Genomic DNA, 13,532 nt, shown 5'->3' with positions numbered 1-13,532 from the left:
GCTTTTTATGGTAGGACATTTCCAAACGGTAACCTTCTTTAGTCCTTGTGGGTAGAGCAGGATTCGAACCTGCAACAGACAATGCACATATGATAGCATTGGATTTCTCTTTATTGGAACTCTGATTTGCAACTCAGCTAACATCTTTTCTGTAACCGTGTCATATCACGGCCTGCGTCTACCAAGTTTGCAAACTCTACTTCAATTGCGCTCTATTCTTCATAGCGAACTCCTTCCTTGGTTTTGTTTGCAATCATTCCGCCATCTACCCAATTGTGAGCAGGGTAGAAACCCCGCTCTTGCCTGTAAAATCCAAACCCTTATCCGAAAACAGAAGCGCTGACAGGACTCGAACCTGTGACCTCTGGGTTATGAGCCCAGTGAGCCGACCAACTGCTCCACAGCGCATATAATGATTACCCGTTAATAATGTTAGCCATTAATTTACCATAGCGAGTATGCTGCTTATGCAGTGTTTGCCAAAGGTTGTAAACATCTTCTGGCAGTGCTTTTAAATCAAGATGATTTACATTATGGTCAATAAAAATTTGCTCCATCCTTTTGCTGATAGCATCTGCTTGGTTAAGTAATCGGTCAATTTTCGCCCCCTTTGTGGATAGGTCTTTTATGTCATCCAGTATATCTTTATAAGCACAGGCGCTACACAAATTTTTCTCTACCCAAAAGCAGGGTTCACCAGTTTTTTCAATGCAGGTTTTACAGTTATTATCTGTACAGCCACATTCTCTACATACTTGTTTTTTAAGCTTTGCCATTATCTCATTTTTTTAATTTTTTTAATTACCTTGTTACGATCAAGCTTTCTTTCGTCAACTTGTATTGGTAGGCTGGCCATAAATTCTTCTAATGGCTTTTCTGCTACTTGCAATGGTTCAACTGTAAATACTCTCTCGTAAGGGTTAGAGATATTTTTTATGAACGCATTTGCCAAAGGCTTGGTATCAAATATTTCAGCATCTACTTGCTTGGTGCTGTATTCTACCTGAAGCAGATTACCTGTGGTTTTGCCAGTACCAACTAGGTAGCGCTTTTGGCGGCCTATAAATGTGGTTACAATGTATTTAGTGGCTATCATTTTGGTATTTCTTTCGTTGTTTACGATCGGTAATGGCTATCCATAATAGCCAGGCTACAAGGCCAAGTGTAAGGGCTAGTATTACTAGCAGCCAGTACAGTAGCGTGTCGTGTTGCAGTTTCATGTTATTGGTTTAGTAGTAAATGTTTATTTCGGTTTTTGCCAAGGCTTGCATTTCGGCTCTGTAAATTTTTTCGGCTTCATCACTAATAAATGCCTGTACAAGCTTGCTTTTATCTTCACTAGGCGTTAACACTATTTCGCCTTTATCATCCTTCTCTACAAATGAAGCGTTAAGCCCATCTACTATATTTTTAAAATAAGCTAAGGCTTCGGCATTTGTTTTATAAAAGTTTTGTACCGCTAGCTTATTGATATACGCAAACCAAGGTGAGGCTTTGCATTGTTTAAGTACATCTAACTCAATGTTGATGAGTTGCTGAATGGTGCCTTTGTAACTATTCATTGTTCGGATTTTTGTTAATGGGTTAAAAATGCGCCACCAATACTGTGGCGCCTATGGTCACTCATCACATCTATATAGGGGGTAATTAAAGGGCTAGTAGTTAGTTAATTCTTGGCGCCAATTTAGTAGGCGTTCTTCCATAAACTTGGCTATGTAGCCAGTTTGTACAGCATAGTTGCGTTGCTGCCATTGGTACACTACTTGAGTAAATTCGGTAGATGGCTTTACACCGCCATGCACTTTCTCGTTGTAAACAGATTTAAGCCATCCACAAAACTTAGCAGCGTGCATACCTGCTGTGGTAAAGCTTAATACATCACGGATGGCTTCGAGGCGGATATTTTTGGTGGCTACAACTTTTGCAAAGCCGAAGCTTACACCATCTACTACAATTTCGTGCACATCGCCTACAAAGTATTTATCATCGTTGCGAAGGCGAACGGTTTCGAAATTGTCGGCAAAAATTTTACCGCCCCATATTTTATCAAACTTGGTAGTTGTGGTTGCAATAGTTGATGCCATGGCTTAATTGTCTGAATCGGTGAAAACATCTAATTGGTTACTTAGCATTGCCTTGTCGAGGCTATCAAGGCTTTTTTTGGTAAGGCGTAGTTTGCTTTGCAAATGCTTTAGCTGTACAAATGCTTCGTTAGTAGCTAGTTCTTGTTTTATTGTATCCATACTTTCTAGCAACTCTACCTTTTGCTGTAAAAACTTGTTACGCCTTGTAATTGTGCCGTGGAAATAATTGTAAAGCAGTTCGTAGCATTTCCATTTATAAAATAGTAATTCTTTACTATCAGATACTAAACCAAAAATCCAACCGTACACATAAAATTCAGGCAAGCAAACCATTTCTCTCATCTTTCCATCGGCTGCAACTATGGTCTGTAGAGACCATAGTTGACCAAGAATTTCGTTGCTTTTTAAGGTGCGAACTTGTCTTGAATAGTCAACATTTAAAGCCTCACAAATTGGTTTAATGGCTACGTAGTAAATGCCTTTATCGTTAGTGAAATAGACATTTTTACCATTAAACTGTAAAAACTTTTGAATATCTGTTTGCATTACTAAAATTTTGGTGGTTTAAAATGGTAGCTAGCTTACACTAGCTACCTCTACTTGGCACGTCGAAGTTTTCGCAAAACGCTTATATAAATGTTGTTTGTGGCTGTGGTATTCTTGAAGGGTCTCTTTCAGGATTAGTAACATAAATTAATGCAGGGCTATAATGCTCAACAATCCCTTTAGCAGTATGCTTTTCTTGAATCCTCAAATTTGCAAGCAACTTGCTATTAGGGTTTTCTTGACTCAAAAGATTGATAAAATTTGTTAATTGAATGAAACGTGCCTTGCTTACGAGCCACTCTTTCGTAATTTTATTTTTCACTGCTTGAGCCTGTGATTCATTAAATTGCACAGAACACCATTTACCTATAGGATATTCATAAAAACCTAAAATGTACTCTAGCTTTTGTTCAAGCGTTAAAGCTTTTACTTCTTCTTTAGTGAAAAATCTGTCTTCAAATTTTGGCTTTGCCATGTTTTCGGTTTTATTGTTAAGAATGATTAAGCAGCTACAGAAAGTTTGTTTTCAAAATATTCTAGTAATTTTTTACCTACATTTTCTTTACCCACTAGCCCTTTTAGATAACGCTTTACAGTTTGATAACTTAGTGGCATTTCTAAAGCAGCTTTTAAAACCATTTCCTCAGTCACTTCATCAGCTATTTCAAGAAACTTTTTTGCTAATTCTTCTTCATTTCTGGTCATAAAACAATTTTTCTTTTTAATTTGCGTTTTGTTTTTGTTATCTTATTTGACGTTGTAAAAATATACCAATTTGGAATAAAAACAAATTTTTTATACCAAAAAAGTATATTTATTTTAAAATAATTTATATGATGCAGATTTCCAATAATTTAAAACAAGCTAGACAGCTTATAAATAAAACTCAAAAAGAGTGCGAAGACCTTTGCGGCGTTAATCAGAAAGAAATTAGTTTGTTAGAATCTGATAAAAGAGAATTTATCCCTAACGAATACCTATTTTTTCTTAATGAGAATGGTATTGATTTGAATACCATTTTTAAATACAATAGTGAAGTTGCATTGAAGGAAGCCAACGTTAATGTGATGAATGAACAACAAGCTACTTACGGTTTACCCAAAGAAGATAAATACATCGCTTTTTTAGAGCAAACAATGCAAAGTTTACAAGCAGATAAAACAAGCCTACAACGCACCATAGACCAGCTACAAGAGCAGCTAAAATATATGCGTAGCTAGGGTTACCTGCCTCTTATACCGCTTTGTTTTTTTGCATTATCAATATTGGTTAAAAAGCGTTCGTATTCTTTATTTGAGAAAATTACTTTAAACGTAGTGGCCCAAGTATTCATTTGCTCACCATTTCTTTTGTGCTCATCTAGTATTTGTTTCAGCAACAATGTTGCGTCATCATTACTCACAGTAGTTGTATCGGTACTTGTAGTTGTTTGAGGCTTGCTACTGCTTACACTTTGGCTACCGTATGCCACGCCACCCATTGCCATAATTTTAGGCATCATTGAGTTTAAGTACCTTGGTTGCTCAGTACGCCATTTTGGTGCACCAAAGGTTGCGCCCGGTGCCCAGCTAACACCATTCATGCCATTAAGCGCACTCGTTATTTGTGCAGGTGTGCCCGTTACCGTATAGGTATTTTTATCAGTCATAGTAGCGGCATTAATTACGGCTTCATCACGCTCTATTTTGGCATTAATACCCCCACTTTTATCGCTGTGTTTATCGCCTTTAGTAATCCACCCACCTGTACCAAGTTCTGGTAGCGGCTGTGCAGCAATAGTAGCCACATTGGCCAAGCCTAAAGCACCTGCAATAGCGGCTTGTACAAAGTTCCAAGGCCCTACAGGTTTTGCTGTTAAGAAGCCAATTACGGCTAAGGCTGTTGTACTTAAGCCAGCAGCAATATCTATGGCTTTTTGGCGTTTTGCTTGCTCGTAGGCAACTTTTTTCTTTTTCTTTTCTAGCTCATCATCTAATTGTGAGGTTTTTAAATTATACTGTTCTTGGCTAATCAATTTACCTTTTAGCTGCTTATCAAGGTCTTTTTTCTTTTTATCGTGCATGGCAGTTTCTTTAGCTAACTGCCTGTTTTCAATTGCATTTAATAGGTTATTTAATGTAGTTGTGTATTTAACTGCATCGTCTATTTTTCGTTGCCATTTTTTAAGATTGCGCTGCGTTTCATCATCATCATATTGAGCATCAACTTGTGCTTTTAATGCAGCATAATCATCATCAATTTGTTTTATGGCTTTTTGTTTGTCGTCTTCGTTTAGTTTAGCATCTTCTAGTGCTTTTAATGCTTCTGCTTTACGCAATGCCAATGCTTTTAAAGCCTGTTCTTTTTGAAACGCAATTTGGTCTTTCTGCGCTTGGTCGTTACCCTTGCTACCAGGTTTATTAATAATCAAGCGGCGTTTTATATCTGCTTCTTTAGCATCTTCACTAAGTTTTTCAAGTAATTTCTTTTCTGCCTCTTGCGCTTTTGCAGCAGCAATTACATCAGCCGTTTGCTTTTTAAGTTGTTCTGCTTTAAACTTAGTTACATCTTCGGCAGCTTTTTTTACTATGTTGGCATAGTCTTCTGCATTTTGTAATTGCTGGTTACTTGCTTGCAATTCAATAGCTGCAATATTAGCTTGATAAGTTTTTTCGTTTATCTCACCATCAACAAGTCTTTTTGCTTGCAATGTTTTTTGGCTTTCAAAATATTCATTAGTAAGCCTTAGTTGATTATCGTATTCTTTTTCAGCATTTTTTAAAAATATATCATGCTGCGCTTTATCCATCTCAATCATTTTTTGCTGAGTAAGCGTAGCAATTTCTTCTTGTGCTTTTGCTTCTAATTCTTTGGCATTTTTACCTTTCAGGCTATGTACTTTCATCAAATACTCATTAGCCTTGCCTAGTAAGTCAGCATATTTTTTTTGTACCCTAGCAATTTCTTTTTGGTCAATATTGGCAGCGTCAATTTCGTTATCGCTTTTAATTTTGGCTACTTCTTTTTCAAATTGCAATATTTCTTTTTTTAATTTTTCATAGTCACTTTCTTTAGAACTTGCGTTGCCACCTTTTGTTTTATCCTTCTTATCTGCTGGCGGCTCGTCATTTTTTACAGTACCTATAGTTTGTTGGTCAGCTCTAAATGTAGCTAACGCTTGCCCATTAATTTGTAAATTAGAAAACGCCTTTGCTGCTGCTTCTTTATAGCCTCTTAATCTAGCGGCCTTAAACGCTTCATATTCTTTATTTACATTATCCTGTAATTTCTTTAAAATACGTTGGCTTGCATCGGCTTTGCCTTGCTCTTCTTGTGTGTATACATCTATAATTGTATTCACCTTAGTATTATTGGCAGCTTGTGTTTTTTGGTCTGCTAGGTTTTTTCTAAGGTTACCAAGTTTGTTAAAATCTAGGGTTATTAATGCTGTACCTATACGCACTACATTACCAAGTGTTTTCAAAGCGCCTTCACCAAACTTTACTATGTTTTTTAAGAAGTTAGTAAAAGCGCCGCCTTCTTTTAAAAATTCAGACGCAGCAAGGTTTTTAAATCTTTCCCAACTGTCTATTAATGTATCGGTATTCGTTACAGCTTGCTCATGTGCTATACCTACTTCTTTTACTTGAGTAGCTAGTTGCTTATACCTATCAATATTTTGCAGTACAATTTGCGCAGCATTAAAGTTTTCTTTGCCAAATATGTTTACCAAAGCACTTGCATTATTGCTTACTTTGCTTAGTTCGGTTAATCTATCACCAAGGCTTAGGCTTTTGTCTTTTAGCTTATCCGTATTTACCCCTGCATCTTCTAGGCTTTGTATCGCTTTTTTATCTAGCCCATCAACCGCATTCATGGCAAGTAATACGTTACGCAATTTTACCCCTGCATCTGCACCTTTTTGCCCTTTTTCTGCCAGTAACTCAATAGCCGCTGTACTTTCATAAATATTAATATTGCTGCTTTTGGCTTGTGAGCCGAATTGCAATAAGGCATCTGTAATATCTGGTATTTCTGCTGCGCCATATTTTGCACCAGCCGCCAAAGCATCTATGTATTTATTACTTTGTCTAGCACTTGCCCCAAATTGGTTTAATGCATCGGTAAGTCTAGTAGCTGCATCTGGTAATTCTAAGCCACTTGCATCAGCTAGTGTGCTAGCTGCTTGTGTAACCTGTACTAATGCTTCTTTTTGCGTAAGCAATTCAGGCTTAGCACTAGCAATTAGCTTCATTGCTTCTACATAATCTTTGGCACTACGTGTACTAGAAGCAGATAAGTCAATAGCTGCATTTTTTAAATACTCTAAATCTTTACCTGTAGCACCTGTAATAGCAGATAGGTTGGCAACTGATTTTTCAAATTCTGCATTAAAACTTACAAATGCTTTTACCCCTGAAGCAATTGCTTGTACACCCATTGCAGCTGCGCCAGCAATACCAATACCTGTAAGGCCTGGCGCAGCTTTATTTAAGAAATAGCTAAACCCTTTGCCACTGTCACGTACTTCATTTAGTCGGTTAACTACTGCTTTTATCTGTTGGTCTAGCTGTTTAAACTCAGCACTCATTGGCGATACATTGCCCTTTAACGCTTTAAGTTTATTTAACTCTTGTGTCAATTCTTTAGTGCTTAATGCTGAAATACCAATCTGTTTTTTCTGTTTGTCCATTTCACCAGTCACCTCGGCTAGCTCTTTCTTTTTAGCTATATATTCTTCAGTACCCTTTTTAAGGCCTTTCATTTCATTGGTTATATCGCCTGCTTTCTTGCGTAAATCATTCAATTGCGCCTGTGCTTGATTGCCATTTACATTTACAATAAGATTCACCACATCATTACGTACACTCATAAAAAAGCTGCAAGCATTTGGCTTGCAGCTTTAAAATTGTTTTTATAAAATAGGGTGGTAAAGGACAACCGAGAATCAGATAACTACATTGGTATTAAATAAATTACCATTGGTTCGGTTTGCGGTATGGTTCTTTCGTTTTTTTGTACTAAGTATATTACACCATCAATTTCTACCTGTGTAGCTTGCTGTATTTGTGCCCACATTTTTTTATCTACCGTAATAGAAGTTTTAACTGTTTCAGCCTTTTCTTGTACATCCTGCCACTTAGTATGCATATTGGCTGCAAGCCCATCGCTACCATGCAGGCTAAGGCTATATTTTTCTATAATATTGTTGGCCGCATCATGGTTATGCGTAAAAGTTGTAGGTATGTTGTTGCCATTTATCACCTGCTTTTTTATGTAAAATACACTAAGGCCAAAGGTGGTATTTACACGTATGCCTTTGGCTGTGGCATAGCTGCCAATGCCTCTAGTACCAACGAATGGTTTTTTCTCGTACAGGCCAGTACTGTTATTCAATTCTACATAATTGCACAATGGCGCCATACCTAAAGTTATGGTTCGGCCAGGATCTTCATTTTTAGCATTGCGTTTTTCATAATCGTGCAAAGCTTCAGCATAAGCATCCCATTTTATAGGCGTACTTGTCGCATCTGCAACGCTGTAATAAATATTATCAGCTTGTACCAGTACACAATAATCTGTAGTAAGTGTAACGCCTGTAATTGTAAGTGTGGCCAAATCTGCAAAAGTGGCTACGGTGGCCAATAAAATTTTATCGCCTATCCAAGTTTCGTTATTTTGTTTAATGCTCAATTCTTTCACTCTATCGCCATGGTAGCCATCGTTGCTATCCCAACCAAACGCTAATTTGTAACCCTTGTTTTGGCTGTTGGTATCTATGGTACTGTCAAATTCATCAATTACATATTGGGTAATTGGTACCACATTTCTTTCGGTAATATTTCTATTGCGGTAGCGCACTTTTACCAGGTTATTTGCCCCATCAAAAACAAAGTAGGCATTGAAGAATGAGAAGGTGTTTTTGAGGAAGTCGCTAATGAGCATGTACGTGCTATTAGGTGTATTGGGCACATGATTAGCCGGGTTAATACTGCGGTTAAAATCTTGATGCTGTTGGTAAGCTTCAAGCGAGTAATTGTTAAATAAAAATAGGTCGTCAAAGTCGGTACCATCTACCACATCGCCTACAAGCGTAAAGCCAAATTCTTCAAACACTTTTTTAAGTAGCCACTTCAGCTGAAAAAATGGTACAGTTCTAAAATCTGCGTGTTCTGTATTGCCAATTACTGTAGGCGTATTAGGGCTGCTAGATTGTGGCCTTGCAAATTGCCAATCATCTGCACCACTACCTGTAACAACAATATTGTTTACCGTGTCTTTTACTAAAAATTCATTGGCATAATCGGGGCGGTTTTTATCAAAGTAGTTTTCTATGGCCACTGGTGCAAATGCCAAGAAAGGATATTGCGGGTAAAGGCCTTTCATTACATCGGTGGCAAAGGCTCTACTTTCAACAGTAGGCCAGCTGATGGCGCCGCCTAGTTTTAGGCTGTTCATTTTTTTGTTGTAGATGAGGCTGCCAAATAAGCCCTTGGTAGCGGCTATACTTACGTTGAATTTGCCACGCTTGTAACTGAATTTACCCACTTTTTCCAGTATGGTCATTTGTGCCGAAATGAGTTCTGGCCAGTCATCATCTAGCACGTCCACTTTCCAAGTGGTGGTATTGGTATTGGCATTTTCAAGCCTTTCAGCAAAGCCAAGTAATCGGCGGTTGTAATCAGTCCAGGGCAGCTCTAGCGGCAAACTAAAATCTCCAGTACTCAAATCATCGTCAAAAGCTTCAGCTAAACCTTCAATATCTAATTTGGCATTTTGGCCCAGGTATAAAAAGCCCTGCTCTGTAGCGCCGTAAACATAAACTTGTAGCATAGGGTAAAATTGCTGCTACAAGTGAGGGTAGGAAAGGACAAAGCCAACTACTGTTGTAATTGGCTTATCACTTCTATTAATTTGAGTAAATGTTTTTTAGGTATTTTTTGTACTGTACCGTGCCCATCGGTACGGCCAGCAAGGGCATTGTTTAATACAGAAGTATTAATATCGCTTGCCTTTGCAATACCACTAAGGTTAAGCAAATGCTTATTTTTATTAAGGTAAGAAAGTAGTTCGTCGTGTGTCATTATTTAAAATTAAAAATCATCGTCTTCATCCCAAGTTTCCATTTCATCCTCTAAAATTCTATCTTCTATAGCTAGATAATTCCAAGCTTGCGTTAATAGTTTTTGTTTTTCGCTTTCAGAAGGTGCTACACCATCAAGCCATTGCAACTCTACAATGCCATCAAAAAAATCTTCAAAATCTGCAAATTGCCCCTCAGCAGCTTTCCATTTTAATAAAAAGCGAGGAAATCCAAGATGTATGATATACTCAAATTCTGGATGTGTGATTTTGTTTTCGGCAAAAAAGAATGGCGCAAAATCTTCTGGTTTTTTGGTGTACTTGTAGTTCATAAGCGTTATTTGCCTACAAATTTACTTTCAAATTCAATCCAACTTTTGCTAAACTCATGATTGGCAAATGCCTGTTTTAAACCTGTTGCTTGTTTTAGCTTTAAAACTTCTTCCGCATCCATACCTAGGTGCTTTGCTATTTTATAGTCATCCCATTTAAGCTGCGCAAGTTCTAACACTATTTGGCTCATGCCTTTTATAGCATGAGTGCCACGAGCTCTATTGTGCCTAATAGTAGCTGCAATACGATTTTGCTTCCCTTTTTGGCTTTCTCTAATACTAACTAATGGTAAATAACCGTGTAGTTTTGTTTTAACTTCTTTAAATTCTTTACCTACTCTGTGCCGATGGTAGCCATCAACTACCTCTCTGTCATTATCAGCTATTTTATCGCTTACAATTGGTTGTGTATAACCATCTTCATCTATACTTAGCTTTAAAAGCTTCATTTCTGGTGGTGCTACTGCATTAGGATTGTAATCATTTGCATGTACATTATCGCATTTTACCCATTCTACAAAGTCAACCGGGTTATTTTTAAATGGACTAATGCCGTGCAGCATTTTTCTGGTATAGTTTAAGGCGTCTACTTTTTCGTGTAAATCGCCTAAGTCTTCAATTGCTAAAAGCAATTCATCTACAATACCTCTAACAAGCATTTGCTTGCGGAATAGTTTTTCAGATTTCATAGCCTATTTCTTTTGCGAGATTTTTCATCTCTTTTGTTTGATAATGTTCTAATCCCAATAAAGTACCCCATTTGTCTTTTAATCGCTCCATATCTATTTTATCCTGCTTAGTAATGCCGTAATTACAGCCAGTAAGTGCGAAGTCGTTTTTTTCAATACACTTTGCTATTCGCTTCCATTGAATCCATCTGCCGTTTTCACGTTTCTTTTCGGCAATAACAGTTTGTTTGTCAATTTCTTGCGGAATTTCATCAATAGAATTTATTCTTCCTTCTTCAATATAATGGTCAAGATAAATGCGTATTTTTTTATAGTAATGCTCCATCAATTCAGGGCTTTGCAAGCCTAAACTTTCGAGCAAAAAAACAAGGTATTCTTCCCACGTTAAATGGTCTGGTTTACTAGTACCATTGTTGCCTAACAAGGTAGTTTTTGCGTACATATTTCCAAAATTTGCTCCGCTCACACGATTTACAACTTTTTCCCAACTTTCAGGTTCTACAATACTCCATTGGTTTAAGCCTTGTATTTGTCTGAAACCATAAGGTTGTGCTATTCGCTGTTCGTGAATAGGAATACCCATCTTAAATAAAACCTCATATACTTGATTGTAACTTAGATTAAATTTTGAAACGGCAGCCCAAATATCTTCAGTTCGCCAATCGTAAATTGGGTAAAAGCTAAACGTGCCATCTTCATTATCGGTACTGTAATTAATGCCTTTGTATATTTTTTTACCAAACGCAACTGCCCTAAAGCGATTCATGCTTTCATCTGTACGTATGCCCTGAATATTGGCAACTTTATTGGTTTTATGATGTTGCATGTACCAATTGGAAAACATTTGAAATAAACCTCTTAAAAAAAGATTGTCATTATACAAATTGCCAAATGGGTGATTGTATTCAGTAATGGCATCTTGTGGCAAATCTCTCGTCCAAATGTTTTTAAAAGCTTTGTTCCAAGGATACCAAAAACGATTAAAAACACTGCATGAGTTATTGGCTTTAAATGGTAGTGCTATGTGGTAAAATGTACCAATGTTGGATAGTTTTTTTAGTTCATAAATATGATTAATAGTAGCCAAATATTGAGCTTCATAATCTATAAACATAACATCAAATGTTCTATTCAATTTTTTAGCTACTTCATTGGCAAGTTGTAAGGTAACACTGCTATCCTTGCCACCGCTAAGGCTTATATATACATGCTCAAACTCATTGAATATGTAAGCCATTCGCTGATTAAAAGCATCGTATACATTTTGGTCAAGGTATTTTTTCATAATTGTTTCATTATTTCTTTATAACCTTTTTCTTTAAAATAAGTAAGCAAAGCACCTTTTTTGGCAATGTTGGCGTTCATCAAATCTTCTAAGTTGCAGTTGCCAGTCATTTTTACAAAAGTGCATGTTTCAGTTTGCCCGGTGCGAAAAGTGCGGTGTTCGCTTTGGTCTTCTACAGCGTAATCCCAAGTTTTATCCCAATAAATGGTGATGTTATACTGCTGCATATTTAGGCTCATGGCGTGGCTTTGTATGCTAAGTACTGGTATATCGGGGTAACGCTTTTTAAGGGCTTCTTTACTTTCTATGAATTTACAGTAAATAATCACCTTACTTGTATCTACCGTTTTTAAGTAGGCATCTAGTACCTCAAATTTATCTTCGGTGCAGCAATATAGATGCTGCATTTTCATGGTTAATTCAAGAAAGATGTTGTTGTTTTTCCATTGCAAAGTCTCATCGTCAAGGTACTTAGTTTTTAGCTTTTGGTATTCCTCTTTGTGTTCGTCACTTAGCTTATAATCTAAGTCAATGTACTGCTTTCCTACTTCTAGGTGCAAGTTACAGTCGTACACATACGGTTCTATGATGCTAAACAAGTAATCTATATTGTGATAGCCTTTTAAAAATTCTTTGCTACGCCAGCTATTGCCAAAGCGTTTTTTAACGGTAATGTATTCGCAAATGGTATTCTTGTATTCAGCTTGGCTCATGTTCAGAATGAGTGGCGAAAGGAATTGCATTTGTGCCCACACATCTAGCAAGTTGCGGCTGATGGGTGTACCGTTGAGTATCATTTTGTACTCACACATTTTACCAAGGTCAATAATACGTTTGGTACGTTTAGCATCCCAATTTTTAATCTTTAGGCTTTCATCTACCACCATAAACGTACACCAGTTTTCGCTCAGCTTACGGTATAATTTTAAGTAGGCTCTATCGCTGCTACTAATAGTTTCAGGTGCAATAAAAATAGTTTCAATACCAAGGCCACCCCATTTTGCCACTTCATCTTTAATGCCGCTTTGCCCTTCTGGTGGGTTGATGGTACCAAATGGGGCAACCCAAACGCATAAATTGGCAGTGGTACTTTTTACAAGTTCCATAGTACTGCGAGTTTTACCAGTACCAGGCTCGCCAAAGTCAGCACCTACTTTAAGGTGCTGGAACTTTGATATTTTATTGGTTTGGTTAACGAGTAAGGGTTGCATCAGGCACGGCTTTTACAGGTTCTTTACGCTCTGGTATGTGATGCGTAATTTCAATATTATCGCTGTTAAAAGCCAAGGTTACTTTATGTGTTTCAGGATTATACCAACCTTCTTTTTTGGTAGAATAGGTAATGCTTTTTTGCTCTAAAATCCATGCGGCTATCCAATAAGCTTCTGATTTACTTACATCGTAATCGCAGCCAAATACTTGGCTTTTTGGTATTAAATCTTCATTACCGTTAAAGTCTGTGGCTTTGTAGCATTTGGCAGAAATACTGGTGAGGCTTTGCAACCTCACCGAGTAGACTTTTGTTTTTTTCATG

General features: G+C 37.2%; 17 protein-coding genes and 1 tRNA gene. 1 reads left to right on the top strand and 17 read right to left on the bottom strand.

The features are described from left to right. Window positions 1-334 precede the first annotated feature (334 nt). The 9 genes from ACT9TX_RS06000 to ACT9TX_RS05960 form a co-directional block, all read right to left on the bottom strand. A tRNA-Met gene (locus ACT9TX_RS06000) sits at window positions 335-408 on the bottom strand. 8 nt (window positions 409-416) lie between these two features. Then, window positions 417-776, bottom strand: a complete 360-nt coding sequence (locus ACT9TX_RS05995; RefSeq protein WP_481337337.1) for a hypothetical protein — start codon at window positions 774-776, stop codon at window positions 417-419. Then, entirely contained in the window at window positions 776-1,096 is a 321-nt protein-coding gene (locus ACT9TX_RS05990) for a hypothetical protein (protein ID WP_481337336.1), read from the bottom strand. Before ACT9TX_RS05990 ends, ACT9TX_RS05995 begins: the two co-directional genes overlap by 1 nt. Beyond that, window positions 1,083-1,220 carry a hypothetical protein gene (locus ACT9TX_RS05985; RefSeq protein ID WP_481337335.1) on the bottom strand — a complete coding sequence of 46 codons (138 nt, stop codon included), beginning with the start codon at window positions 1,218-1,220 and terminating at the stop codon, window positions 1,083-1,085. Before ACT9TX_RS05985 ends, ACT9TX_RS05990 begins: the two co-directional genes overlap by 14 nt. Window positions 1,221-1,229: 9 nt before the next feature. Further along, window positions 1,230-1,562 carry a hypothetical protein gene (locus tag ACT9TX_RS05980; protein ID WP_481337334.1) on the bottom strand — a complete coding sequence of 111 codons (333 nt, stop codon included), beginning with the start codon at window positions 1,560-1,562 and terminating at the stop codon, window positions 1,230-1,232. 93 nt (window positions 1,563-1,655) lie between these two features. Next, complete coding sequence (locus ACT9TX_RS05975) at window positions 1,656-2,084, bottom strand: hypothetical protein (RefSeq protein ID WP_481337333.1); 429 nt, start codon at window positions 2,082-2,084, stop codon at window positions 1,656-1,658. A gap of 3 nt (window positions 2,085-2,087) precedes the next feature. Next, window positions 2,088-2,630, bottom strand: coding sequence for a phage antirepressor N-terminal domain-containing protein (locus ACT9TX_RS05970; RefSeq protein ID WP_481337332.1), 543 nt, complete (start codon window positions 2,628-2,630; stop codon window positions 2,088-2,090). An 82-nt stretch (window positions 2,631-2,712) separates the two neighbouring features. Then, the gene (locus tag ACT9TX_RS05965) at window positions 2,713-3,105 is read right to left on the bottom strand and encodes a hypothetical protein (protein ID WP_481337331.1); all 393 of its coding nucleotides are present in this window, start codon (window positions 3,103-3,105) and stop codon (window positions 2,713-2,715) included. 26 nt (window positions 3,106-3,131) lie between these two features. Next, window positions 3,132-3,335 carry a hypothetical protein gene (locus tag ACT9TX_RS05960; protein ID WP_481337330.1) on the bottom strand — a complete coding sequence of 68 codons (204 nt, stop codon included), beginning with the start codon at window positions 3,333-3,335 and terminating at the stop codon, window positions 3,132-3,134. A 128-nt stretch (window positions 3,336-3,463) separates the two neighbouring features. Here ACT9TX_RS05960 and ACT9TX_RS05955 point away from each other — a divergent pair, with 128 nt between their 5' ends. Beyond that, window positions 3,464-3,850, top strand: coding sequence for a hypothetical protein (locus tag ACT9TX_RS05955; protein ID WP_481337329.1), 387 nt, complete (start codon window positions 3,464-3,466; stop codon window positions 3,848-3,850). A 2-nt stretch (window positions 3,851-3,852) separates the two neighbouring features. On the opposite strand, the gene ACT9TX_RS05950 is transcribed toward ACT9TX_RS05955, so the two are convergent. The 8 genes from ACT9TX_RS05950 to ACT9TX_RS05915 all read right to left on the bottom strand — a co-directional run bounded on the left by ACT9TX_RS05950 (window position 3,853) and on the right by ACT9TX_RS05915 (window position 13,531). Then, window positions 3,853-7,482, bottom strand: a complete 3,630-nt coding sequence (locus tag ACT9TX_RS05950; protein ID WP_481337328.1) for a phage tail tape measure protein — start codon at window positions 7,480-7,482, stop codon at window positions 3,853-3,855. Window positions 7,483-7,565: 83 nt separating this feature from the next. Beyond that, entirely contained in the window at window positions 7,566-9,443 is a 1,878-nt protein-coding gene (locus ACT9TX_RS05945) for a hypothetical protein (RefSeq protein WP_481337327.1), read from the bottom strand. A 47-nt stretch (window positions 9,444-9,490) separates the two neighbouring features. Further along, the gene (locus tag ACT9TX_RS05940) at window positions 9,491-9,694 is read right to left on the bottom strand and encodes a hypothetical protein (RefSeq protein ID WP_481337326.1); all 204 of its coding nucleotides are present in this window, start codon (window positions 9,692-9,694) and stop codon (window positions 9,491-9,493) included. A 9-nt stretch (window positions 9,695-9,703) separates the two neighbouring features. Continuing rightward, window positions 9,704-10,024, bottom strand: a complete 321-nt coding sequence (locus tag ACT9TX_RS05935; RefSeq protein WP_481337325.1) for a hypothetical protein — start codon at window positions 10,022-10,024, stop codon at window positions 9,704-9,706. A 5-nt stretch (window positions 10,025-10,029) separates the two neighbouring features. Beyond that, the gene (locus tag ACT9TX_RS05930; RefSeq protein WP_481337324.1) at window positions 10,030-10,713 is read right to left on the bottom strand and encodes an IbrB-like domain-containing protein; all 684 of its coding nucleotides are present in this window, start codon (window positions 10,711-10,713) and stop codon (window positions 10,030-10,032) included. Further along, window positions 10,703-11,998: a DUF3440 domain-containing protein gene (locus ACT9TX_RS05925; RefSeq protein WP_481337322.1), complete on the bottom strand. Its 1,296-nt coding sequence runs from the start codon at window positions 11,996-11,998 to the stop codon at window positions 10,703-10,705. Before ACT9TX_RS05925 ends, ACT9TX_RS05930 begins: the two co-directional genes overlap by 11 nt. Further along, complete coding sequence (locus ACT9TX_RS05920; protein ID WP_481337321.1) at window positions 11,995-13,209, bottom strand: SNF2-related protein; 1,215 nt, start codon at window positions 13,207-13,209, stop codon at window positions 11,995-11,997. Before ACT9TX_RS05920 ends, ACT9TX_RS05925 begins: the two co-directional genes overlap by 4 nt. Then, window positions 13,190-13,531 carry a hypothetical protein gene (locus tag ACT9TX_RS05915; protein ID WP_481337320.1) on the bottom strand — a complete coding sequence of 114 codons (342 nt, stop codon included), beginning with the start codon at window positions 13,529-13,531 and terminating at the stop codon, window positions 13,190-13,192. The genes ACT9TX_RS05920 and ACT9TX_RS05915 overlap by 20 nt, the downstream gene beginning before the upstream one ends. Window position 13,532: the final 1 nt, after the last annotated feature.

Source organism: Parasediminibacterium sp. HNIBRBA5674 (assembly GCF_056745525.1).
The sequence above is the reverse complement of the archived record's forward strand: the minus strand, read 5'-3'. Positions and strand labels throughout refer to the sequence as shown.

Bases quoted from the DNA above. Each gene is read 5' to 3' on its own strand.
- ACT9TX_RS05995 (WP_481337337.1), bottom strand. From the start codon at position 776: ATGGCAAAGCTTAAAAAACAAGTATGTAGAGAATGTGGCTGTACAGAT.
- ACT9TX_RS05990 (WP_481337336.1), bottom strand. From the start codon at position 1,096: ATGATAGCCACTAAATACATTGTAACCACATTTATAGGCCGCCAAAAG.
- ACT9TX_RS05985 (WP_481337335.1), bottom strand. From the start codon at position 1,220: ATGAAACTGCAACACGACACGCTACTGTACTGGCTGCTAGTAATACTA.
- ACT9TX_RS05980 (WP_481337334.1), bottom strand. From the start codon at position 1,562: ATGAATAGTTACAAAGGCACCATTCAGCAACTCATCAACATTGAGTTA.
- ACT9TX_RS05975 (WP_481337333.1), bottom strand. From the start codon at position 2,084: ATGGCATCAACTATTGCAACCACAACTACCAAGTTTGATAAAATATGG.
- ACT9TX_RS05970 (WP_481337332.1), bottom strand. From the start codon at position 2,630: ATGCAAACAGATATTCAAAAGTTTTTACAGTTTAATGGTAAAAATGTC.
- ACT9TX_RS05965 (WP_481337331.1), bottom strand. From the start codon at position 3,105: ATGGCAAAGCCAAAATTTGAAGACAGATTTTTCACTAAAGAAGAAGTA.
- ACT9TX_RS05960 (WP_481337330.1), bottom strand. From the start codon at position 3,335: ATGACCAGAAATGAAGAAGAATTAGCAAAAAAGTTTCTTGAAATAGCT.
- ACT9TX_RS05955 (WP_481337329.1), top strand. From the start codon at position 3,464: ATGATGCAGATTTCCAATAATTTAAAACAAGCTAGACAGCTTATAAAT.
- ACT9TX_RS05950 (WP_481337328.1), bottom strand. From the start codon at position 7,482: ATGAGTGTACGTAATGATGTGGTGAATCTTATTGTAAATGTAAATGGC.
- ACT9TX_RS05945 (WP_481337327.1), bottom strand. From the start codon at position 9,443: ATGCTACAAGTTTATGTTTACGGCGCTACAGAGCAGGGCTTTTTATAC.
- ACT9TX_RS05940 (WP_481337326.1), bottom strand. From the start codon at position 9,694: ATGACACACGACGAACTACTTTCTTACCTTAATAAAAATAAGCATTTG.
- ACT9TX_RS05935 (WP_481337325.1), bottom strand. From the start codon at position 10,024: ATGAACTACAAGTACACCAAAAAACCAGAAGATTTTGCGCCATTCTTT.
- ACT9TX_RS05930 (WP_481337324.1), bottom strand. From the start codon at position 10,713: ATGAAATCTGAAAAACTATTCCGCAAGCAAATGCTTGTTAGAGGTATT.
- ACT9TX_RS05925 (WP_481337322.1), bottom strand. From the start codon at position 11,998: ATGAAAAAATACCTTGACCAAAATGTATACGATGCTTTTAATCAGCGA.
- ACT9TX_RS05920 (WP_481337321.1), bottom strand. From the start codon at position 13,209: ATGCAACCCTTACTCGTTAACCAAACCAATAAAATATCAAAGTTCCAG.
- ACT9TX_RS05915 (WP_481337320.1), bottom strand. From the start codon at position 13,531: ATGAAAAAAACAAAAGTCTACTCGGTGAGGTTGCAAAGCCTCACCAGT.